This is a genomic window from Marinococcus sp. LNHM4E3-1 (genome assembly GCF_056034405.1).
This window is the reverse complement of sequence record NZ_JBQLID010000008.1, coordinates 130,777-150,725: the sequence shown is the minus strand read 5'-3', so window position 1 is coordinate 150,725 and position 19,949 is coordinate 130,777. Positions and strand designations below refer to the sequence as shown.

Below are 19,949 nucleotides of genomic sequence, written 5' to 3'. Positions count from 1 at the left end.
CACCAGCCAAAAAAGAACGTGGATCGAACGATCCACGAACAAACATGACGCTTTTATTTTGTTTCTCAACAATCTGAAAAAAAGCAGGAGCTCTCCTGCTTTTTTTATATACATAATATTATAGGGGTCAGGCCTTCTTTTCTTCATAGGCATACACCGACGATGTCCGGAAATACAAATACAAAGCCCCAATCGTCAGCAGTATAATGCCTGCCGTAATTTGATACAAATACTGATAGCCGACAGCATTCACTAAAAGTCCGAGAAAAAAGGAGCCAAGAGCGATGCCGGAGTCAAACATAATAAAAAATGTAGCGGTGGCATGCCCGCTTCGGTGCGGCTCAGCCGCCTGAATGGACATCGTTTGAAAACCAGGAAGAAGCGTTCCGTAACCAAGGCCGATCAAAGCGGCAGACAACAGCAGCATCCACCCGGCAGTGGTAAAGCTGAGTGTTACGAGGCCGATGGCAAAAATCAGCAGACAGGGGTACAGAACAGTGCCCGGCCCGCGGGAGTCAAATAACGGGCCTGCCACCGGACGGGAAGCAATGACGACCACAGCGAACACAAGAAAAAAGAAACTAGATACCTGGATCAGACCCATGGCTTCGGCAAACAGGGACATGTATGAAATGACGCCGGCGTAGGAAAAAGAAGCAAGCAGCCCGATAGAAGCAATTGGAAGCGCCCGCAGTTCGATAAAATCATGAATGGACAGCTTCTTTTTTTCAGTGTGCGGTGCGGCAGGAATTCCTGGATCCCGGGCAATAGCTGCGCACCATACACCAACGATCATAAATATGCCGAGCAGTATAAATAAAAGGGCAAAAGGAGCAAACTGTATTAGCGTCAGTCCGATGAATGGGCCGATGACGACGGCAACATTCATGGAGGTCGTGAAATAACCGAGGCCTTCCCCGCGTCGCTCATTTGGGATAACATCTGCAGCGATAGCGCCGGCAGCGGTGCTCAAAATGCCAAAAGGAATGCCGTGCACAAACCGGAGCAGCAGCAGCCCCGTATACGTATCGATAAAAAGGTATAAAAAAGTACAGAGAACAAACGCAGCGGCTCCCCAGACCAGCGCCCGTTTACGCCCGGTTTTTTCCATGATCTTACCGGCAAATATCCGGGTGATGATCGTAGCAACGAGCATAATCGTGACGATAAGCCCACCCTGGGCACTGGTTCCGCCGAGGCTGCCGGTAACAAAAAGGGGCAGTGTAGTTAAAAGAGAATAGAATACGGTGAAAACCATGAAATTGGTAATCGTGATACTAATAAAATCCTTTGTCCAGATGGGATGGTCATGACGGCTCACTGTTTCCCGCTCCTTTCGTTCGTAATTTTTCCAAGCAGCTCATGCAGAACTTCCCGGTCCTGATCTGACAGCCGAGCGAGCGAACGCTTCTCTGCCTCTGCAACTCGTTCTTTAATTTCGGGAAGTGTTTTTTTCGTGCTGTCGGTAAGGTGGATGACTTGCGTACGCCGGTCTGCGCCGGGACGTTTTTCTATCCACCCATTGCGATCCATCGTGGCGATGGTACGGGCAATCGTCGGCGCTTCCACCTGCAGATATTTCCGCATATGCGTCTGGGTGGCCGGACCGCCGGTATCAAGCACATACATAATCATATACTGTGCATGGGACAGCCCAAACGGGGCAAGCGTTTCGTTTAGCGTGTTCGAAAGTGTACGCGACCGCTGATGAATCATATGAATAAGCTGATCGGATTTCATAAAAAGAAAGCTCCTTTTTAAATTTAATTAGCATGCTAATTAATTGCAGCTTCACCAGTATACGAAGTATTTGGATAAAGGTAAACCCTGGAACCAATTGCGAAAAGCAAAAAAAATAATAAAGCGTTTGCAATTTAGGGATGTATCTTTTAGAATGAAATAAATCGTTTTACTAAAACGTTTTATCAGGAGGGAAGCTATGCGTAAAAATGTGACGCTGCGTGATGTGGCAAAAGAAGCAAATGTTTCCATAAGCACCGTATCTCAGTTTATGAATGGTCGTTTTACATACATGGGTGAAGAAACAAAAGGGCGTATCGAGCAGGCCATTGCCCGGTTAAACTACCGGCCGAATGCGATTGCAAGAGGGCTGAAACAACAGAAAACGACGACGATCGGCGTTATTATCGCGAACGTGGTGCACCGGTTTTCCACGCTTGTGGTCAGAGCGATTGAAGATATGTGCATAAAGTACAATTATCACGTCATCATCTGTAATGCCGATGACGACGAAACGAAAGAAAAACAGTACATTGATATGCTGATGGCAAAGCAGATTGACGGAATGATTATTATCCCAAGCAGTCAGGACCGAAAAAATTATGAAGACATTCTAAGCTATCAAATTCCGTTAGTATTTCTGGATAGAACGGTAGAGCAGTCGGAAATCCCCTCTGTAGTGGTGAATAATTATAAGGCTTCGTACGATGCGGTAAAGCATTTAGCCGATAGAAAATACCGCAATATCGGTTTTATCGGCCCGGAGCTGAAGATGAACACAAGAAAAGAACGCTTCCGCGGGTTTGAGGATGCGCTCGAGGCAGAGGGGATCGCTGAAAATAACAAGCTTGCATACCACGGGGAAGTCAGCGGTGCTCAGGAGGCATTAAAGGTAATGATGAAACAGCAGTCTCCTCCGGATGCGCTGTTTATCTCTAACGACCGCATGCTTGTAGAAGCACTGACATTTGCTAAAGAGCAGCAGCTCAGTATTCCCAAAGACCTTGCCCTGGTAACGTTTGATGAGGTGGAATACGCTGCTTTCTTTTCCCCATCGCTAACAACCATTGAACAGCCGGCCTATCAAATGGGGCAAAAAGCAGCAGAGCTTCTGCTGGAGCAGGTGAACGAGGGCGTGCCGGCCGAGAAATTAAGTCATGAATATATATATGAGACAGCTTTTCATGTACGGGATTCCACTGAAGCAAAAATATAAAAGGAGGTTTGAATGATGAAAAAAGTAAGCGTTACCATGATGGCGCTCGCCGCTGGAGTGCTCGCCGGCTGCAGCAGCGCCAGTACTGAAAGCACGGCCGGGGCTGAAGAAAATGTTCATTTAGTAGCCGCCACCCAGCTTGATGACCAGAGTCCCTATGCTGTCGGCTTGAGGGAATTTAAAGAAGTCGTAGAAGAAGAAAGCGATGGAAGCGTTACGGTGGAGGTACACACGAACGGGTCGCTTGGCGGAAGCGAAGCAGAGCTTGCCCAGAGCGCGGAGACCGGGTCGGTGGATCTGGTGGTCGCTTCTCCAGGGTATTTGGCCCAAAAAGTAAAAGAGGTGGATTTTTTCTCCATTCTGTATCTTTTTGAAGACCGGGAGCACTGGGAGCGGGTAGTGGACGGCGAGGTAGGCGATGAAGTAGCACGTGTGACAGAAGAAAAATCAAATTTTAAAGTGCTTGATTACTGGTCGGCAGGAACGCGTAATTATTACGGCACGCAGCCAGTGGAAACGCCGGAGGATTTGGAAAATAAAACGGTCCGGACCCAGGATTCACCGGTGGTGACGAATACTTGGCAGGCGCTTGGCGCCCAGCCGACGAGTGTGGCCTGGAACGAGATGTATCAGGCGCTTCAGAATGGATTGACGGATGCAGCAGAAAATGATTTCACCAATATTTATTTAGCCAGTCATTACGAGGTAGCGGATCATCTGTCACTCACGGAGCACGACGTTACGACACGGGTATTTTTCACCACCCAGGAAGCGTACGACAGTATGAATGCCGAACAGCAGGAAGCAGTTGATACAGCGGTACAGGAAGCGACTGAAACTGCGCGTGCAACTGATGAGGAGTTGGCCAGTGAGTATAAACAAAAGCTTCAGGAAGAAGGCATGGAAATCAACGAGGTGGATAAAGAAGCCTTTACCAGCCAGACGGAAAGCGTACGCAGAGATGCTGTAGATAATCTCGGGATGGAAGAAGAATACGAAACGGTCCAGGAACTAAAGGATGAATAGGTGGGTGAGAAGATGAGAGAATTTATCGATAAAATACAGCGAGTATTTTTGTGGGGAGGCGCAGCCGCCTTTTCGATTTTCTTTATATGCGTAGCGCTACAGGTGATGACCCGCTACATTCCCGGAGTCGCCTTCCTCTGGTCAGCCGAGGTGGCCACATATGCTTTTATATGGATGGTGCTGCTCGGAGCGGCAGCAATGGTTAGAGAACGGCAGCACTTTACCGTGAGCATTCTTTTGGAGAAGCTGTCCGGGAAATATCTGCTGGCGCTCCAGATAGTTATCCATTTCTTTTTAGTTCTGTTCGGTCTCGCGTTTGTCATCCACGGGGTGCAGATTACGACCCAGTTCAGCAGCTGGACGCTGAACTACCTGCCGGGAGTCAGTCAATTTTTCATTTGGCTGCCTGTGCCAATTGCCGGAGCAGGAATCATACTGTTCGCTTTTCAGAATGCGATGGACCACTGGCGTCACTACCAAAATGTCGTGGAGGTGAATAAAAAATGATAACCGCAATTGGATTAATACTGCTCTTTTTAATATTAATGGTACTTGGCATTCCTATCGCATTTGTGATTGGCATCGTCAGCTATGTTGGTTTTCTCGTTATGGGAACGGTCCCGCTTGAAGCTGTTATCCAGCAAATGTTCGTCGGGTTAAACTCCTTTATTTTGCTTGCTGTGCCGCTGTTTATCTTTGCGGCAAATATCATGAATCGTGGTAAGATTTCCGAACGGCTCATTCAGTTTGCGGTGTCACTCGTGGGCCATATCCGCGGAGGGCTGGCCCACTCCAACGTCGTCGTTTCTATGTTTTTCGGCGGCATATCTGGAGCGTCTACGGCTGATACGGCAGGGGTGGGGAAAATTCTGATCCCAAGTATGAAAAAGGAGCAGTACAGCACGGAAACGTCAGTGGCTGTAACCGCTGCCTCCTCCACTATGGGCATGATTATTCCTCCATCGATTCCGATGGTTATTTACGGAAGCCTGGCCGGGGTGTCGATTGGTCAGATGTTTATCGGCGGAATTATTCCAGGACTGTTAATCGGCGTTGGATTAATGCTGTTTATATCAGTCATCTCGAAGAAAAATAATTACCCGAAGCATGACCGGCTTGATACAAAGGCGATTGTCAAACACGGCATCCGGAGCTTTCCACCGCTGCTTACACCGATTATTATCCTTGTTGGCATCATGGGCGGGTTTGTGACACCGACCGAAGCGTCGATCATCGCCTGCATTTACTCGTTTATTCTGGCGTTCTTTTTTTACAGAAGCATCCGCCTGCGGGATATGCCGGAGATCGTTATTGAAACCTTGAAGCTCAGCTCGCTTACATTGTTTGCGCTGGCGACCGCCACGTCGCTTGGACGACTGATCAGCTTTAATAATATTCCAGCCCACATTTCCTCCTTTTTCGAGGAGTCGGTACCGTACGCCTGGCTTCTGATTGTGCTGATTATCGTTTTGTTTTTATTTGTCGGTATGTTTATGGACACTGTGCCTTCAATCATTTTGTTTGTACCCATTATACTGCCGGCAGCATCAGAGCTCGGCCTCGATCCCATTCATATCGGGATCGTCGTACTCATGTGCCTGGCTGTAGGTCTCGTGACGCCTCCGTACGGTCTGTGCCTCCTGCTTGCAAGTGCGATAGGCGGGCTTTCCATCAGCCGCTCCTTTAAAGCGACGATTCCGTACATTGGCATGATTCTGGTTGTGATTTTAGTAATTGCATTCGTTCCGGGCATTTTCATGTGGCTGCCGAATGCGTTTGAATAAGAATGGAGGCAGTAAAGATGCAGGACATCCTTACAATTGGCGACGCAATGATTACAATGAATCCGAAACAGCGGGGGCCGATGCGTTTTACGACTGAGTTTGAGCGGAAAATCGGCGGGGCCGAATTAAACGTGGCTGTCGGCTGCGCCCGCCTGGGGCTTCAGACAGGGATGATCAGCCGCCTTGGCCGCGATGAATTTGGCCGCCATATTTTTAATACCCTGCGCGGAGAAGGAATTGACGTTTCGGGAATAGCTTTTGAAGATGACTACGCTACTCCCGTGAATTTTAAAGAAACGCTTGAAAACGGTAATGGGCGTACGTTTTACTACCGCTTTCCATCACCGACAGAAGAAATAACATTGCAGCATGTGAAAGAACAGCTGACCGGGCAGCCGAAAGTATTTTATATTACCGGCGTGTTTGCTTCGCTCCGCCCGGAAAATGTGGAGATGCTCCGGGAAGCGTTGCGTTTTGCAGGGGAGTGGGGAGTGCTTACAGCTATGGATCCGAACATCCGTCTGCGTCTTTGGGATCAAGAAGAGGCGGGGGAGGCCATCCGGTCCCTGCTTCCATACGTAGATATCATGCTGAGTGGAAGAGATGAAGCGGATATGCTGTTCGGCCCACAGTCAATAGAAGAGCACCTTGCTTCTTTTCAATCGTATGGCATTGATCGTGTCATTATTAAAAACGGCAGTGAAGGAGCAGCCGGAAAACACGGAAGCAGGGAAACCGTGCATCAGCCGGCGGAAAAAGTAGAAAAAGTGGCTGATACCGTAGGAGCAGGAGACGGTTTCAACGCCGGCTTGCTGTACGGTCTGCTGCAGGGATATTCGCTGGAGAGGGCTTTGAGAATCGGCGCGGTAGCTGGAGCAAAAGTCGTACAGGTAGCAGGCGACAATGAAGGGCTGCCGCTTTTAGAGGAAGTGGAAGCAGCGCTTGGGAACGAAGAACGTGTGGAGCGTTAAAGGAGGAAGCAATGAACATACAGCTGGCGTTGGACCGGTTAGCTTGGGACGAGTGTTTTAATGTCGTTCATCAAACCGAAGCGTATATCGACTGGATTGAAATAGGCACGGGGGTCATTAAAGAATATGGCATGGACATCGTCCGGCAGATGAAGCAGGAATATCCGGGTAAAATACTGGTCGCGGATATGAAAACGTGTGATGCAGCGAGGGCAGAAACAATCCAGGCCTTCGAGGCAGGCGCAGATGTAACGACGGTGATGGCTTTTGCATCGGACGCTTCTATCCAGGCAGTATTCGAGACCGCTGAAGAATACGGTAAAAAAGCTTTTGTGGATCTGTTGAATGTGCAGGAAAAACAACGGCTTGAGGAACTCGATAAGCTTGGCATCCGCAGTGCTTCGCTGCATATAGGTAAAGACATGCAGCAGGCAGGAGCAGGCGATAATGATTATTACAAGCTGCTGCAGGCATTTCCGCACTGGGAAGTATCAGCAGCTGGTGGTTTAAAAGCGGATAACCTTCACAAAATCAAGGAGGCGCGTCCAGACGTAGTTATTATCGGAGGCGCTATTACAAAAAGCATAAATCCCCGGCAGGCAGCGGAACAAATACGATCGGAGGCAGACAGGCTATGAATGCAGAATACGTATTAAACACTATTTCCCGGGAAATAACAGAGGTTGTGGGCAGCGTGCGTGCAGAAGAAGTAGAACAGGCTGCAGCGAAGCTTAACCGGGCTCCAAGAATTTTTGTAGCCGGTGAAGGGCGCTCCGGTCTTGTCGGAAAAATGTTTGCAATGCGTCTCATGCACAGTGGATATAACGTGTTTGTAGTTGGTGAAACGATTACCCCTTCCGTGGGTGAGGGAGATTTACTTGTAGTATTATCCGGCTCAGGAAATACTTCGATTCTCGTTCATACGGCGGAACAGGCGAAAAAAAGCGGAGCAGAGCTTTTGGTCTGCTCCACCAACCGGGATTCTTCCCTGGGAAAACTCAGCGATGCTTTTATCGCTGTTTCTGCCGCAACCAAAAAACGGCTGGAACATGAGCCGGAAACGATTCAGCCGTTGGGAAATCAGTTCGATCAGAGTCTGCATTTAATATTGGACGGTCTGATTATTGCTGCTGCCCATGCACACGGGGAAGCTGACTACGAGCAAATGGCCAGGCGTCATAGCAACATGGAGTAGCACATATGTAGCAATCGGACCGGCCTTCAGCCGGTCCGGTTGTTTTTTTATGGAGCGAGCCGGTTTATTCGTCCATCTGCTGCTCATAGCGGCGTTTGTACTCCCAGAAGCCGGGTACTTCCGGCGGTTCATACGTGAGTATTTTTTCAATGCATTTCAGGCGGAGCTCCTGCTGAAGATCCTCACGCTCCTGATAGGAAGTTTGACGGAGCGCCTGCTGGATGAATGGTTCGAATTTTTGAAGCTCTTCATACAGCGCTTCCTCGCTCATGCGCTGATTTTTTGTGATCCGGTTATTAGTCCTCATGCATCGTTTCCTCCTTTTTTGGTGAAGAGCAAGCCAGACGGTTTACATCCCGGCGCAAATGCTCAATCCGCTGTTCAATCCGCAAAAGCAGATAAAACGTTACAATGATAGGGAAGCCGACATTGGCCAGCAGTTCGACAACGGCACTGGAATCAATAATGTGCATCACTGCTCCTCCCGTTTCCCGGCATAAAAACGAAGTGTCTTCAAACCTTTTCGGTGAGCGTTTGACACTGCCTGGCGGCTGATTTGAAGGTGGCTGGCAATGTCTGTATCCTTCCACCCGCAGCTGTATTTTTTAGAAAAAATCCACTGCTGGTACGGAGTCAGCGAACGAAAGCCGAGCCAGACCGGATAATGGTGCAGCTCTTCTTCAAGGCTTTGCTCTGAGTCCTCACTGTAAAATGAACCGGTTTCTTCAAACAGGGCCTCCTGGTCGGACAGAGGAGTCCGATGCTGGCGCCGGCGATGGTAACGATCGTAGCGGATTGCTTCCCAGTGCAGGGTTTTTAACATATAAGAACGCCAGACCACATCCTGGTAGTAACGCTTAAAAGATAGGTCAATGGCTTTGTGTGCCCAGGCAGCATCATCGTTTAAAGCCTGTTTCAACAGCTGCTGGTGCACAGCATCCTCCAGAAATTCACGGATGAGCCGGGTACGCAGGAACGAATGATTTTTCTCTTTGAAAGCTTCCCATGCTTCTCTTTTTGAATCAGCGTATGATGAATGTGTCATAGATGCCTCCTCTCCTTACCCCTGTTGTTTATAAAAGACATCTTCAAGATAAAAAGTAAACCATATATACGAACGTTTGTTCTTATATTTTATACGAACACTTTTCCGGGAAACAAGAAAATACTGAAATTAGAAAAATTTACAGGTTAAGTCCTGTTAAAAAAGACTCATCGGTGGCATAATGTGTTTACAAAAAGATTAGTTAAAAACAAAAGAGGGAATAAATATAAATCAGCTTCATGTAACAGGAGGGGGAAAAAGTGAGTTTAACATCAGGGCCGTCAAGCAGGTACACTTTCTCCATTGAAGAGATGGCTGAAGAAATCATGAGCGTGATCGCTGAGTCCCTTCAGGTGGACTCTGTTTATATTGCAAAAAAAGAAGATACTTATATGGACGTATTGAGTGCTTACAACAAACGCGGGGATGATCTTGTTTCTGAAGGAATGAAAGTGGAGCACGAAGCATCGTTCTGTCAATACGTGCTGAAAAATGATGATCAGGAGTATTTTCACTTTTCCGATGCAGTGAGTAATGAAGAAACCAAAGAACTGCTGATGCCGAAAAATTTCAATGTACATACTTTTCTGGGCGTGTACATTAAAGACCAGGACGGCGGCCCGTTTGGCACACTGTGCGTATTGAACCGCGAGCCGCGTGAATTTAAGAAGGAAGAAATTTCGCTGATGCAGACATTTGGTAATTTATTGAGCTATCTGATCCGCGTAGACCGCATGGATGAAAAAATAGAGGTGCTCGGGTACCCGATTGTGCCGATAGGCGAAGGGATCGCTGTGCTCCCGCTCGTAGGGGCGATGGATGAAGCAAGATCCAACCGTTTGATGGAAACAGTACTGCAGGAAGTGTACGGCGGGAAATACGATTATTTTATGATCGATGTGTCTGGTGTTTCGGCTTTTAACGAAACGTTCACAACGTATATTTCCCAGGTCATTCAGGCGCTGAAGCTGATGGGCATTGACCCTATTCTAACCGGCGTCCGCCCGGACATGGCTGTTCAGGATATACGAAAAGATATTCTCGGCGAAAATATTATGATCGAAAAAAGCCTGGAAACAGCGCTGCAGTCTATTGGATTCCGACTGGTAAGAAACGAGTAAATAAAAAAACCGGACCGTTTACATATCAAGTTGAAAGAAGGAACTGGTATGAATACAAAAGCAGAACAGATGGATGAAAGAGTGGAAAATGAAAACAAACTCACCTTGGCTGTGGTGGAACGCCTCGTTTCGGAGATTTTTGACATATCCCTGCAGAGTATTGCCGCGGAGCCGAAAGCCCCTGGGGCCCGGAGATCACAATCTGTTTTTGCAGCATGGACTGAAAAAGAATGGGAGGCCGCCGGCAAAGAGGAACTGCTTGATTATGCACTCGCCCGGCTGCCGTCCCCTCCGTCCGGTGAAATGGTGCGGCAGGTTATTAATGACGTGTACCGAGTGAATCTCAGCGGCATCTCCGCCCTCGAAGCATCGACATTTTCGCTCTTCTCCAAAGGGAAATGGATTAAGCAGAATGAGGACGATTTATTCGTACTGAACACCGGATCGACGGATACAGAGGTCACAGTCTCGGTAACAGAGCATTTTATACGGCAGACGGGGTCCGGCAGGCTGCCGGCGGGACTTTGCGGGGAGCTTGAAGCACTGGGATATGTTTACCTCCCAGCGAAAAATCAGCTGAATTATTCGAGTCCGGACGGTCGTCCGGTCGACGATGCATTTAAAAAGAAGACAATCGAGGCCCTTGAAAATGCAGGGCAGCAGAGCCAGGCGTAAACACCCTTTTATACAGAAAGGGTGCTTTTTTTATGGTAAATACGCCTTGAGGCGTAGAAAAGATAGACCCCGGGCTGCTCCCGGAAGCCGGGAAACCGGCGTAGGATAGAAGTACAGGAAGGGGGAAATACCATGTGGAAAAAAATCGGATTAGCAGCACTCATTACAGTCGCAGCAATTGTCGTTTTGTCGAACCTCGGGCCGCTGCTCTTGCTCGCAGCTGGAGTGGCACTGGCGTATATCGTCTACCGCCAGTTTCAGGAAAGCACGTCCACTGCGGCGAGGGTTTTCTGGGTAGTGGTGGGCATTGCAGCGATACTGCTTGCGCTCACCAACATCTATGCAGTCATCGCGCTTCTCGGTCTGTACGCTATATACTGGAGCGTGAAAAAATGGAGTGATGATGAAGTGGATATTGACCGCCGGACCAGAACGAAAGATCCGTTCACAGGCTTTGAAGAAGAATGGAAAAAACTAAAGCGCAGATAAAAAAGGAGGAAAGAGCCATGGCGGGCATTTGGCAGCAGTTCAAGGAGGATGTCGAACAGGAATGGGGGCGGTGGAACATGAAAAAGGAAACAGACAATCCGATCGCTTCGCTCAACCGCTATATTAAAGAAGCGGAGCGCGAAACGGAAAAGGTAAGCAGGCTTACAGACCGTCAGCGCAGGCTGGTTGAAGAGTTTCAGCACGAACAGGACGAAGCAGAAAAGATGCTTGATAAACGTAAGCAGCAGGCCGCGGTGGTAAAGCATTACGAAGAGAACGAGCTGTATGAGATTGCTTTGAGGGAAATTGAACAGTACGGCGAGCGGGCGCAAAAGCTTGCCACGATGAAAAAAGAAGCAGAAGAGCAGCTGCAGACACTCGAGAGGCGGCATCAGGAAATGGTGTATAAGCTGAAGGATATGCGTCTGAAACGGATGGAGTGGATGGGACGGGAAAATGTAGCCCGGGCCAATCACAATATCTCTAAACTATACGAGGAGAGCGGCCGCGAACCGGAAGCACGTTTTAAAGAAGTGGAACAGTATTTAGAAAGTATGGAGCAGCATCATCAGCAGGAGTACGAGCATTCCACCTTCGACGAAAGGGTAGCCCGTCTTGAAAAGCGGAACACAGAGGCGGAGCAGGAAAAAGCGTGATAAAATAGAGACGCTGACCAGGGCGTCTCTATTTTTAACTTACATAAACAGCAAAGGAGGGTTCCTATGTTTTCCCATATATCAACGAAGATGATCCAATTCGTGTTTTTTACGGGAATCCTCCTGTTCATACTGGAATTTTTTTCGCACGGAGCCGGTTTAGTGCCTGTGCTCTTCTTTTTCGCCCTGTTTATTTTTATTGGAAAGCGGACGAAAAGGCGGACGCTTTCAGCCATTTTCTGGTGGGTCGGGTGGATCGGCCTGGGCCTTACAGCGGTCACTCTCTGGGCTGTACAGTTCTGGGTAATTGCCTTTTTTGTTCTGCTGCTGCTGCAGATGCGCCGGTCGTCCAGGGAGCCTGTCGAAGAACAGGCAGAGGTGGAAGAGCTGGCCGGCAGGGTAGAAAATTATGAGCGGGAACGGCTGCTTGGCAACCGTCTGTGGGGGCGGGAGAAGGTCGGACGGAAGCCGTTTCACTGGAAGGACATTAACGTGATCGGCGGCGTGGGCGATAAAATTGTTGATGCCACCAATACAGTTCTGCCGGCGCAGGCGGTGGTTATCGTCCGTCACGGCCTTGGCTCAGTAACCGTCCATGTGCCGTACGAAGTGAACGTGATTATCCGCCATAGTACAGTGTACGGACGCGTGCGCCTGTTTGGGAAAGAAGAAGCAAAGCGGTGGAACCAGACGATCACTTATCACGCTCCTGCGACAGATGAGGAAGCTTCCACGCTTTATATTTTCACCTCGCTTATCAGCGGGGATCTGGAGGTGGAGCGGCGATGAACAGCTTTGTGAAAGCAGCCGGGTGGGGGATCGCTGCGGCTTTTCTCATCAGCGTCTCCACCGTCGTTCCGCTTCTTCTGCTGCTGCCTTTTGACATGTGGGACGTGCTGATGGGACAAACCATGAGTGGCCTGCCGTATGGCTTTTTGCTTGTCGTACTGATCGTTCTGCTTGGCACCGCTCTCGGGTTTTTAACGCTCCGGGCATGGAATGCCCGCTGGCAGCAGCTGCAGGCTGTGCTGGAGCGGTTGAGCAGAGGAAGCCCTAAAAATATCTGGCCGGCGGAGATGTACCGGGAAGTAGAAGAGCTGCGCACAGAGCTTGAAGCGGTGGAACGTCAGCTGCAGGGGCAGGCGGAACGCGGGCAGAAGCTGGCCACAGAACGGGCCGAGGACCGGGAAAAGAGCCTGCAGGAGGTTATTGCGCAGGAAAGGAACCGGATTGCCCGGGAGCTCCATGATTCGGTCAGCCAGCAGCTGTTTGCGGCTTCCATGATGATATCTGCGGTTAATGAGCGGTCCGGCATGGGGGAGGTTTCGAAGGAATGGCAGACCATCGAGCGGATGATTAACCAGTCCCAGCTTGAAATGCGGGCGCTGCTTCTTCATCTGCGGCCGGCGGCGTTGAATAAACAATCGCTGCAGGAGGGAATCAAGCAACTGCTGAACGATCTGACGGCGAAGGTGCCGCTGCAGATCAAGCAGGTGATTGAACCGTTTCCAATTGAAAAGGGAGTGGAGGACCAGCTGTTTCGGATCAGCCAGGAGTCCATTTCCAACACGCTTCGCCACGCGAAGGCGACCGAGCTGAAGGTGTCGCTGCTGCAGCGCGAAGAATTTATCATTTTACGTGTCCAGGACAACGGCGTCGGGTTTTATATGGAGGAAGAAAAACCGGACAGCTACGGGCTGAGTACGATGAAGGAACGGGCGGAGGAAATCGGCGGGCACTTTCATTTAGTGAGCCTGCCGGGAGAGGGCAGCCGCATCGATGTTAAAGTGCCCTGGCTGTCGAAGGGGGAAGAGGTATGATTACGATCCTGTTTGCAGATGACCACGAAATGGTTCGTATTGGGGTGACGTCGTATTTATCGACGCAGCCGGATATGGAAGTAACCGCTGAAGCCTCAAGCGGCCGGGAAGCGGTCAGGCTGGCTCTGGAACTCAGGCCGGATATTATCCTCATGGATCTGGTGATGGATGATATGAACGGCATTGAGGCGACAGAGAAAATTATGGAGGCTTGGCCGGCAGCCAAAATTATTATTGTTACAAGCTTTATCGATGATGAAAAGGTGTACCCGGCGCTTGAAGCGGGAGCCGTTAGCTATATTTTAAAAACCTCCCGGGCCGGAGAGATCGCAGCGGCGATTCGGAAAACACACGACGGGCAGTCGATTTTGGAGCCGGAAGTAGCGGGAAAGCTGATGACAAACATGAAACGGCGGGATCAAAGGGAGCTGCATGAGGAGCTGACTGCACGCGAGCTTGAGGTGCTGCGGCTGCTTGCAGAGGGGAAGACCAATATGGAAATTGCCGAAGAGCTGTTTATTGCCCTGAAAACAGCGAAGGTACACGTGAGCAGTGTCCTCCATAAGCTCCAGGTGCAGGACCGGACCCAGGCAGTTGTTTATGCTTACAAGCATCGTCTATTTTAAAAAGCTGCCCGCCCTGAGTAAGGGGAGCAGCTTTTTTAATACGGAGGGATCACGCCCACCACATGTCGACCGGACGCTCGGAAATATTGACGGAATTCAGATTTTGCACAGCCCGCTCGAAGCCTTCATCAAGTGACATGATCGGATCTTCATGCTCGATGCTGACAACATGGTCGTAGCCGAACGTCCGAAGCGCGCTGATCATATCGCTCCATTCCTTCATGCCGTGGCCGAAGCCGACCGACCGGAAACTCCAGGCGCGGGTCTGCACGCTGCTGTAAGGCTGCATATCGGTGAGGCCGTACATGTTGACGTTGTCCTGGTCGATATACGTATCCTTGGCGTGAAAGTGGTGGATGGCTCCTTCTTTTCCAAGAATTTTAATCGCGGCTACCGGGTCGATCCCCTGCCACCACATATGACTCGGATCAAGGTTAGCACCTACCGCATCGTTGGTTGCTTCCCGAAGCTTCAGCACCGTGTACGGCGTATGAACGAGGAAACCGCCATGAGGCTCAATGCCGACCTTTACGCCGTGTTCTTTAGCGTAGCTGCCGGCTTCCCTCCAATATGGAATGAGCTTTTGCTCCCACTGCCAGTTGTAAATGTCTGAATATGCGCTCGGCCACGGGGCGACCGGCCAGTTTGGGTGCTTGGCGCTTTCGTCGCTTCCGGCGACACCGGAGAACGTATTAACGACCGGAATATTCAGCAGGCTGGCAAGCTGCACGGTTTTTTTGAACGTTTCGTCCGCATCCTTTGCTTCAGCCGGGTCCGGGGAGATCGGATTGGCGTGGCAGCTGAGCGCACTGACGGTTAAGCCCCGGGCATCCAGTGCTTCCTGGAACTGTTTGCGTGCATCTTCGCTGTTTAACAGCCTGTCTACATCTGCATGGTCATTGCCCGGATTGCCGCCGGTGCCGAGCTCTACGGCCTGCACTCCGGCACGTTTAACCTTATCGAGCATATCTGTAAAAGCCAAATCAGCATACAGGACGGTGAAAACGCCGATTTTCATTATTGAACACCTTCCTTCCCAATAGTAACAAACTGGCCGCGCTCGCTGGAGGCAAGAGCTGCCAGAATAACAGCGAGGGCCTGCTTTCCATCTGCTCCGGTTACCGGCACCTCCGTGTTCGAGATGATGCTTTCAGTAAAGGCGTCAATCACCCCCGAGCTTTCCTGGCCGCCGGCGTCATTGGTCTGAATGCCGCCCAGCTCGTAGCGGACCGTATGCCCGTTAGTATAGTGGGCAGTCAGCGAATGAACGGGGTCGTCTTCAAGGCGGAGGGTGCCTTTTTCGCCATAAATGATCGTTGAGTTGTCTTCCTCGGGAACATAAGCCCAGCTGGCCGTGAGGGTCCCGATTAAGCCTCCTGTTGTTTTAAGCAGGCATACAGCGTTATCATCCACTGTAATATTTTCCTTCGCATTGTTTTCCACGAAAGCAGCTACCTGGGTCACCGGCTCATCAAGCAAAAATTGAATCAGGTCGGATTTGTGCACTCCAAGATCTCCCATGGCGCCGATAAACGCTTCCTCCTTGCGGAAGAACCAGCTGTCCTTGCCATCGATGCTCCACCCCTCCGGGCCGCCGTGTCCAAATGTGGTCCGGAAGCTGAAGATTTTCCCCAGGTCGCCATTTGCAATCAGCTCTCTCGCCTTCACGTGTGAAGGCACGAAACGCTGGTTATGAGCGATCATTAATTTTTTACCGCTGCGTTTTTCAGCTTCGATCATTTCTTCAGCTTCCTGTTCGCTTGTCGCCATCGGTTTTTCACAGAGCACGTGCTTGCCGGCAGCCAGGGCGTCGATGCTGATCCGGGCATGCATATGATTAGATGTACACACGCTGACCGCCTCAATCGATTCATCCTTTAACAGTTCGTGATAATCCGTATAGGCCGAAGCCCCGAGACGGGAAGCTGTTTCTTCGGCGCGCTCCTTCACCAGGTCACAGACGGCCCGGATAGTGGTATGTTGATTTGCTTCATATTCTGGAATGTGGCGGTTTCTCGCGATGCTTCCGCACCCGATGACACCGATATTTACTGTTTTCATGTGATTTCCACTCCTTTTTATATAGTGATGCTTATTCTTTTACTGAACCGCTCGTAAGCCCGGAAACAATCCGGCGCTGGAAAATCAGAACGAGAATAACGATAGGTATCGTAACAATAACGGTGGCAGCCGAAATGTCGCCCCATGGGACTGTGTATTCGCTCTGATAGAAGGAGATGCCGACCGGGATCGTCCGCCAGGCATCAGCGGTATTGATCGCCAGAGCGAAAAGATATTCGTTCCAGGCGGCGACGAAAACAAGAATCGCCGTGGTAAAGATGCCCGGGGTAGCGAGCGGCAGGATGATCTGACGGTACGTCTGAAATGGCGTAGCGCCGTCCAGCTTGGCTGATTCTTCAAGCTCCCAGGGGATTTTTTGAAAAAAGGTGGCCAGAATCCAAATCGCAAGCGGCAGGCTGATGGTGATGTACGGAATAACGAGACCGATGTAGCTGTTGCGAAGTCCCGTGTCTGTCACAAAGTTAAAGATTGGAGACAAAATCGCAATTGGCGGGAACATCGATGAGGCCAGTACAAGACCTAAAATTAAAGTCTTGCCGCGGATAGGCAGCCGCGTAACCGCATAGGCCGTAAACGAAGCAATCAAGAGCGATAACACCGTAGTCAGGCCGGAAACGACAAAGCTGTTGAGCATATAACGGAACAGCGGCCTCGTCGTAATCGCTGACGCATAGGACTCAAGTGTGGCGTTGGATGTAAACCAGGCGAACGACGTCAACTCATTCTGGGGCTTCAGGGAAGTTAAAAAGATCCAGATGAATGGAAACATAACGAGAAACACGAAGATAGCCAGGAAGATATAAAACCGGATACCGGCTTGGTTTTTAAACATGTACAGTCACTCCTTCCACTTATTTTTTCGCTCTTTCCGGAAACAGGTCTGAGCCAAGCAGCTTAACGAAGATAAAGCTGATGATGGCCACACAGACAAACACTATGACGGAAAGGGCAGAGCCGGCACCGAAGTTCTGCTGTTCAAACAGGGCTTTGTAGGCAAAAACGGAAATCGATTCCGTGGCGTTTGCCGGACCGCCGCCGGTCAGCACATAAATCAGGTCAAATACGCGGAAGGCATCCAGGGTCCGGAAGAGAAGGGCGACAAGAATTGCTGATTTTAACAGTGGCAGGGTTACAAAGAAGAACTTCTGTATTCTGCCAGCTCCGTCGACTTCTGCTGCTTCATACTGCGTATTTGGTATCGTCTGCAGCCCGGCAAGCAGAAGCAGGGCCATGTAAGGCGTCGTTTTCCAGACGTCTGCGAATATAATGGAAAACATGGATCCCGAAGCCGTCGTTAAAAGAGCGCCCGGGTCAGAAATTAAGCCAACCGCTGCCATATAGTGAGCGACAATCCCGGACTGTCCATCGAACAGATAGCTCCACATCATGGCAGCTACAGCTGTTGGAATGGCCCACGGTACGAGCACCGAAGCCCGGACGATGCCGCGTCCTTTGAAGGTCCGGTTGATTAGCAGTGCGACACCAAGACCGATAATCAGCTCAGCGCCGACGGAAACGATCGTAAAGAAGGTCGTATTTGTCAAAGCGGTCCAGGTCCGTCCATCGAGCAGGTAATCCGCGTAATTCTGCAGGCCGACAAAGTTCGAGGAGAGCACCGAGCCCTGCAGATTGCCAAGCTGGGCGGAAAGATAGCCTATTTCCACTGCCGTGTCCCCGTCCGCCTGCTGCTGCAAGGAATTAACGGCTTCGATCTGTTCATCCATTGCAGCTTCAAAGTCGCTGCCCCACGAGCCGTCGATGGATTGGATACGCAGGTTGTCATCTGTGATCGGCTCGTAGTCATTCAGCATGCTGTTAACTTCCTGATAGCTTGAAGCCATGGCGTCATCAGCCACAAGCTCTTCATGATGCTCCTGGACGACTGCCCAGGTTTCGTTAAACGTTTCCTCTCCTTCCGGATAAGCCTCGCTTAACTCATTGACATTTTGCTCGACAAGGTACCGGTTATCGGCGTATTCCTCGAGGTTCAGGCTTTCGCTCATGATTCGCTCCGACTTGGTAGGGTCATTCAGCCGGTAGTCAAACAGGCTGTTCCAGCCGGAAAGCATAATGGGCCATATAACGACGAGAAGAATCAAAACGAGCGCCGGGGCGACCATTGCGTAGCCTAATTGTTTTTCATTTAATTGAAATTTGCGTCCGGGTTTTCCAGCCATGGGGCTTCCTCCTTTGAATCCGTGTTATTCTTCATTCAAAACGGCGTTCAATTTGCGTTCCATATTGGCAGCAGCTTCTTCAGCCGTAATTTCTCCTGCCGCTGCCCGCGAAAGTTCAATCTGCATAATATCCGATACTTCCGGATAATCTGCTGTGACTGGACGCGGTACTGCATTTTGAAGCGTTTCGACGAAGGCATCATCCGCAAACAGAGCGTTTGCCTCCTGGATGTCTTCATCATCATAAAGGGACTCAATGGTAGGAGCCCGGCTGCCTTCGAGAGCACCGATTTTCTGGCCCTGCTCACTGGACATAAATTTTACAAATTCCCAGGAGGCTTCAACTTCTTCGGAGTTTTTGTTGATCATGGTGGTCCATCCGCCGAGAGCAGAAGCGGTGCCGTCGCTGCCTGAAGGGAGTGTGGTGAAGCCGACATTGTCAGGAATATTGGAGATCTCCGGGTCGGTGGAAGTAGACAGCAGGTACGGCCAGTTCCTGGCAAAAACGGTGTTACCATTTATAAACGCGTTTTCTGTTTCAATTTCCTGGAAATTAAGAATGTTGTTTGGTACAAAGTCGGACTGGGTTATATCGATCATTTTTTGGATACCTTCAATGGCCTCCGGAGAATTAACGACTACTTCTTGATTTTCGTTAATGATCTGGCCGCCGTAGGCACCGATGTATTCAATGGCATTAGTGACGAGACCTTCATACTGGGAAGCCTGCATCGAGTAGCCAAAGGAGGTGCCTTCTTCACCCTGAAGGTCTGCAGCCATCGTTTCGAGCTCTTCCCAGGTTTCCGGCGGCTCGTCTACAATATCGTTCCGGTAAAACAACAGCCCGGCATCTGTATACGATGGCATGGCAAACTGCCGTCCGTTATAGGAGGTGGATTCAATAGTGGCCGGGAAATGGGCATCAATATCGACGTTGTCTCTTTCAATCAGACGGTCAAGCGGAAGCGCATAGCCGGCCTGGGCAAATTCCGCCGGCCAGACGACGTCAGCCGCAAATACGTCGATTTCATCACTGCCGCTGCTTAAAATCGTAGCGTACTGGTTGTGCTGTTCTCCCGTATCAGGCGGCATCTCCCGTACATCCACATTGATGTTTGGATGCTCTTCTTCAAATGCCTTAATAGTGGCATCTGTGGCGTTAGTCGTATCCACACCGCGGGCATACGTAATTGTGACTTCGTCCTCAGCAGTTGGGGAGATGTCCGCAGTTGAACATCCGGTGAGCATTATAAACGCTCCTGTAACGGCTGCAGCTTTCTTCATGCCTATTCCTCCTTATGTGAAATCGATTTCAAAATATCCGAA

General features: G+C 50.1%; 24 protein-coding genes. 14 read left to right on the top strand and 10 right to left on the bottom strand.

Features of this window, described 5'->3' with window-relative positions:
- Positions 1-127 precede the first annotated feature (127 nt).
- Both ACTRXI_RS10760 and ACTRXI_RS10755 read right to left on the bottom strand, forming a co-directional pair.
- Positions 128-1,321, bottom strand: a complete 1,194-nt coding sequence (locus tag ACTRXI_RS10760; RefSeq protein WP_474262417.1) for an MFS transporter — start codon at positions 1,319-1,321, stop codon at positions 128-130.
- On the bottom strand, positions 1,318-1,740 hold the full coding sequence (locus ACTRXI_RS10755; RefSeq protein ID WP_474262415.1) for a MarR family winged helix-turn-helix transcriptional regulator: 423 nt from the start codon (positions 1,738-1,740) through the stop codon (positions 1,318-1,320). Before ACTRXI_RS10755 ends, ACTRXI_RS10760 begins: the two co-directional genes overlap by 4 nt.
- Positions 1,741-1,939: 199 nt before the next feature.
- Between ACTRXI_RS10755 and ACTRXI_RS10750 the strand changes: the two genes are divergently transcribed.
- The 7 genes from ACTRXI_RS10750 to hxlB are packed head-to-tail and all read left to right on the top strand — an operon-like array spanning position 1,940 to position 7,932.
- Positions 1,940-2,956 (top strand): LacI family DNA-binding transcriptional regulator, encoded by a 1,017-nt coding sequence (locus ACTRXI_RS10750; RefSeq protein ID WP_474262414.1) that lies wholly within the window; start codon positions 1,940-1,942, stop codon positions 2,954-2,956.
- A gap of 12 nt (positions 2,957-2,968) precedes the next feature.
- Positions 2,969-3,982 carry a TRAP transporter substrate-binding protein gene (locus ACTRXI_RS10745; protein WP_474262413.1) on the top strand — a complete coding sequence of 338 codons (1,014 nt, stop codon included), beginning with the start codon at positions 2,969-2,971 and terminating at the stop codon, positions 3,980-3,982.
- Positions 3,983-3,994: 12 nt separating this feature from the next.
- Positions 3,995-4,489 (top strand): TRAP transporter small permease, encoded by a 495-nt coding sequence (locus ACTRXI_RS10740; protein ID WP_474262412.1) that lies wholly within the window; start codon positions 3,995-3,997, stop codon positions 4,487-4,489.
- Positions 4,486-5,766 carry a TRAP transporter large permease gene (locus ACTRXI_RS10735; RefSeq protein ID WP_474262411.1) on the top strand — a complete coding sequence of 427 codons (1,281 nt, stop codon included), beginning with the start codon at positions 4,486-4,488 and terminating at the stop codon, positions 5,764-5,766. Before ACTRXI_RS10740 ends, ACTRXI_RS10735 begins: the two co-directional genes overlap by 4 nt.
- Positions 5,767-5,783: 17 nt before the next feature.
- Positions 5,784-6,737, top strand: coding sequence for a sugar kinase (locus ACTRXI_RS10730; RefSeq protein WP_474262410.1), 954 nt, complete (start codon positions 5,784-5,786; stop codon positions 6,735-6,737).
- A gap of 11 nt (positions 6,738-6,748) precedes the next feature.
- The gene (gene hxlA, locus ACTRXI_RS10725) at positions 6,749-7,375 is read left to right on the top strand and encodes a 3-hexulose-6-phosphate synthase (RefSeq protein WP_474262409.1); all 627 of its coding nucleotides are present in this window, start codon (positions 6,749-6,751) and stop codon (positions 7,373-7,375) included.
- A complete protein-coding gene (hxlB, locus tag ACTRXI_RS10720) occupies positions 7,372-7,932 on the top strand; it encodes a 6-phospho-3-hexuloisomerase (RefSeq protein ID WP_474262408.1) in 561 nt (186 codons plus the stop codon). Before hxlA ends, hxlB begins: the two co-directional genes overlap by 4 nt.
- A 64-nt stretch (positions 7,933-7,996) precedes the next feature.
- On the opposite strand, the gene ACTRXI_RS10715 is transcribed toward hxlB, so the two are convergent.
- From ACTRXI_RS10715 to ACTRXI_RS10705, 3 genes are read right to left on the bottom strand one after another with little or no spacing between them, the layout of a single operon-like run.
- The gene (locus ACTRXI_RS10715; protein WP_474262429.1) at positions 7,997-8,203 is read right to left on the bottom strand and encodes a helix-turn-helix domain-containing protein; all 207 of its coding nucleotides are present in this window, start codon (positions 8,201-8,203) and stop codon (positions 7,997-7,999) included.
- Between the two features lie 25 nt (positions 8,204-8,228).
- Positions 8,229-8,405 carry a YvrJ family protein gene (locus tag ACTRXI_RS10710; RefSeq protein WP_474262407.1) on the bottom strand — a complete coding sequence of 59 codons (177 nt, stop codon included), beginning with the start codon at positions 8,403-8,405 and terminating at the stop codon, positions 8,229-8,231.
- Positions 8,405-8,977 (bottom strand): RNA polymerase sigma factor, encoded by a 573-nt coding sequence (locus tag ACTRXI_RS10705; RefSeq protein ID WP_474262406.1) that lies wholly within the window; start codon positions 8,975-8,977, stop codon positions 8,405-8,407. The genes ACTRXI_RS10710 and ACTRXI_RS10705 overlap by 1 nt, the downstream gene beginning before the upstream one ends.
- Positions 8,978-9,237: 260 nt before the next feature.
- Here ACTRXI_RS10705 and ACTRXI_RS10700 point away from each other — a divergent pair, with 260 nt between their 5' ends.
- The 7 genes from ACTRXI_RS10700 to ACTRXI_RS10670 all read left to right on the top strand — a co-directional run bounded on the left by ACTRXI_RS10700 (position 9,238) and on the right by ACTRXI_RS10670 (position 14,364).
- Positions 9,238-10,098 carry a GAF domain-containing protein gene (locus tag ACTRXI_RS10700; protein WP_474262405.1) on the top strand — a complete coding sequence of 287 codons (861 nt, stop codon included), beginning with the start codon at positions 9,238-9,240 and terminating at the stop codon, positions 10,096-10,098.
- A 48-nt stretch (positions 10,099-10,146) separates the two neighbouring features.
- Entirely contained in the window at positions 10,147-10,773 is a 627-nt protein-coding gene (locus ACTRXI_RS10695; RefSeq protein ID WP_474262404.1) for a hypothetical protein, read from the top strand.
- A gap of 132 nt (positions 10,774-10,905) precedes the next feature.
- Entirely contained in the window at positions 10,906-11,262 is a 357-nt protein-coding gene (locus ACTRXI_RS10690) for a lmo0954 family membrane protein (RefSeq protein WP_474262403.1), read from the top strand.
- A 17-nt stretch (positions 11,263-11,279) separates the two neighbouring features.
- Positions 11,280-11,918, top strand: coding sequence for a PspA/IM30 family protein (locus tag ACTRXI_RS10685; protein ID WP_474262402.1), 639 nt, complete (start codon positions 11,280-11,282; stop codon positions 11,916-11,918).
- A 66-nt stretch (positions 11,919-11,984) separates the two neighbouring features.
- Positions 11,985-12,707, top strand: coding sequence for a cell wall-active antibiotics response protein LiaF (gene liaF, locus ACTRXI_RS10680; RefSeq protein WP_474262401.1), 723 nt, complete (start codon positions 11,985-11,987; stop codon positions 12,705-12,707).
- Entirely contained in the window at positions 12,704-13,738 is a 1,035-nt protein-coding gene (locus ACTRXI_RS10675) for a sensor histidine kinase (protein WP_474262400.1), read from the top strand. The genes liaF and ACTRXI_RS10675 overlap by 4 nt, the downstream gene beginning before the upstream one ends.
- Positions 13,735-14,364, top strand: coding sequence for a response regulator (locus tag ACTRXI_RS10670; protein ID WP_474262399.1), 630 nt, complete (start codon positions 13,735-13,737; stop codon positions 14,362-14,364). Before ACTRXI_RS10675 ends, ACTRXI_RS10670 begins: the two co-directional genes overlap by 4 nt.
- A 49-nt stretch (positions 14,365-14,413) precedes the next feature.
- On the opposite strand, the gene ACTRXI_RS10665 is transcribed toward ACTRXI_RS10670, so the two are convergent.
- Genes ACTRXI_RS10665 through ACTRXI_RS10645 form a run of 5 tightly spaced genes read right to left on the bottom strand, consistent with a single transcriptional unit; the run spans position 14,414 to position 19,907 of the window.
- Complete coding sequence (locus ACTRXI_RS10665) at positions 14,414-15,382, bottom strand: sugar phosphate isomerase/epimerase family protein (protein ID WP_474262398.1); 969 nt, start codon at positions 15,380-15,382, stop codon at positions 14,414-14,416.
- Positions 15,382-16,425 (bottom strand): Gfo/Idh/MocA family protein, encoded by a 1,044-nt coding sequence (locus tag ACTRXI_RS10660; protein WP_474262397.1) that lies wholly within the window; start codon positions 16,423-16,425, stop codon positions 15,382-15,384. The genes ACTRXI_RS10665 and ACTRXI_RS10660 overlap by 1 nt, the downstream gene beginning before the upstream one ends.
- 31 nt (positions 16,426-16,456) lie before the next feature.
- On the bottom strand, positions 16,457-17,278 hold the full coding sequence (locus ACTRXI_RS10655; protein ID WP_462865690.1) for a carbohydrate ABC transporter permease: 822 nt from the start codon (positions 17,276-17,278) through the stop codon (positions 16,457-16,459).
- Between the two features lie 19 nt (positions 17,279-17,297).
- Entirely contained in the window at positions 17,298-18,623 is a 1,326-nt protein-coding gene (locus tag ACTRXI_RS10650; protein WP_474262396.1) for a carbohydrate ABC transporter permease, read from the bottom strand.
- Positions 18,624-18,647: 24 nt separating this feature from the next.
- Positions 18,648-19,907: an ABC transporter substrate-binding protein gene (locus ACTRXI_RS10645; protein ID WP_474262395.1), complete on the bottom strand. Its 1,260-nt coding sequence runs from the start codon at positions 19,905-19,907 to the stop codon at positions 18,648-18,650.
- Positions 19,908-19,949 lie beyond the last annotated feature (42 nt).

Excerpts from the sequence above, each read along its gene's own strand:
- ACTRXI_RS10755 (WP_474262415.1), bottom strand. The coding sequence starts at position 1,740 with ATGAAATCCGATCAGCTTATTCATATGATTCATCAGCGGTCGCGTACA.
- ACTRXI_RS10750 (WP_474262414.1), top strand. The coding sequence starts at position 1,940 with ATGCGTAAAAATGTGACGCTGCGTGATGTGGCAAAAGAAGCAAATGTT.
- ACTRXI_RS10745 (WP_474262413.1), top strand. The coding sequence starts at position 2,969 with ATGATGAAAAAAGTAAGCGTTACCATGATGGCGCTCGCCGCTGGAGTG.
- ACTRXI_RS10740 (WP_474262412.1), top strand. The coding sequence starts at position 3,995 with ATGAGAGAATTTATCGATAAAATACAGCGAGTATTTTTGTGGGGAGGC.
- ACTRXI_RS10735 (WP_474262411.1), top strand. The coding sequence starts at position 4,486 with ATGATAACCGCAATTGGATTAATACTGCTCTTTTTAATATTAATGGTA.
- ACTRXI_RS10730 (WP_474262410.1), top strand. The coding sequence starts at position 5,784 with ATGCAGGACATCCTTACAATTGGCGACGCAATGATTACAATGAATCCG.
- hxlA (WP_474262409.1), top strand. The coding sequence starts at position 6,749 with ATGAACATACAGCTGGCGTTGGACCGGTTAGCTTGGGACGAGTGTTTT.
- hxlB (WP_474262408.1), top strand. The coding sequence starts at position 7,372 with ATGAATGCAGAATACGTATTAAACACTATTTCCCGGGAAATAACAGAG.
- ACTRXI_RS10715 (WP_474262429.1), bottom strand. The coding sequence starts at position 8,203 with ATGAGCGAGGAAGCGCTGTATGAAGAGCTTCAAAAATTCGAACCATTC.
- ACTRXI_RS10710 (WP_474262407.1), bottom strand. The coding sequence starts at position 8,405 with ATGCACATTATTGATTCCAGTGCCGTTGTCGAACTGCTGGCCAATGTC.
- ACTRXI_RS10705 (WP_474262406.1), bottom strand. The coding sequence starts at position 8,977 with ATGACACATTCATCATACGCTGATTCAAAAAGAGAAGCATGGGAAGCT.
- ACTRXI_RS10695 (WP_474262404.1), top strand. The coding sequence starts at position 10,147 with ATGAATACAAAAGCAGAACAGATGGATGAAAGAGTGGAAAATGAAAAC.
- ACTRXI_RS10690 (WP_474262403.1), top strand. The coding sequence starts at position 10,906 with ATGTGGAAAAAAATCGGATTAGCAGCACTCATTACAGTCGCAGCAATT.
- ACTRXI_RS10685 (WP_474262402.1), top strand. The coding sequence starts at position 11,280 with ATGGCGGGCATTTGGCAGCAGTTCAAGGAGGATGTCGAACAGGAATGG.
- liaF (WP_474262401.1), top strand. The coding sequence starts at position 11,985 with ATGTTTTCCCATATATCAACGAAGATGATCCAATTCGTGTTTTTTACG.
- ACTRXI_RS10675 (WP_474262400.1), top strand. The coding sequence starts at position 12,704 with ATGAACAGCTTTGTGAAAGCAGCCGGGTGGGGGATCGCTGCGGCTTTT.
- ACTRXI_RS10670 (WP_474262399.1), top strand. The coding sequence starts at position 13,735 with ATGATTACGATCCTGTTTGCAGATGACCACGAAATGGTTCGTATTGGG.
- ACTRXI_RS10665 (WP_474262398.1), bottom strand. The coding sequence starts at position 15,382 with ATGAAAATCGGCGTTTTCACCGTCCTGTATGCTGATTTGGCTTTTACA.
- ACTRXI_RS10660 (WP_474262397.1), bottom strand. The coding sequence starts at position 16,425 with ATGAAAACAGTAAATATCGGTGTCATCGGGTGCGGAAGCATCGCGAGA.
- ACTRXI_RS10655 (WP_462865690.1), bottom strand. The coding sequence starts at position 17,278 with ATGTTTAAAAACCAAGCCGGTATCCGGTTTTATATCTTCCTGGCTATC.
- ACTRXI_RS10650 (WP_474262396.1), bottom strand. The coding sequence starts at position 18,623 with ATGGCTGGAAAACCCGGACGCAAATTTCAATTAAATGAAAAACAATTA.
- ACTRXI_RS10645 (WP_474262395.1), bottom strand. The coding sequence starts at position 19,907 with ATGAAGAAAGCTGCAGCCGTTACAGGAGCGTTTATAATGCTCACCGGA.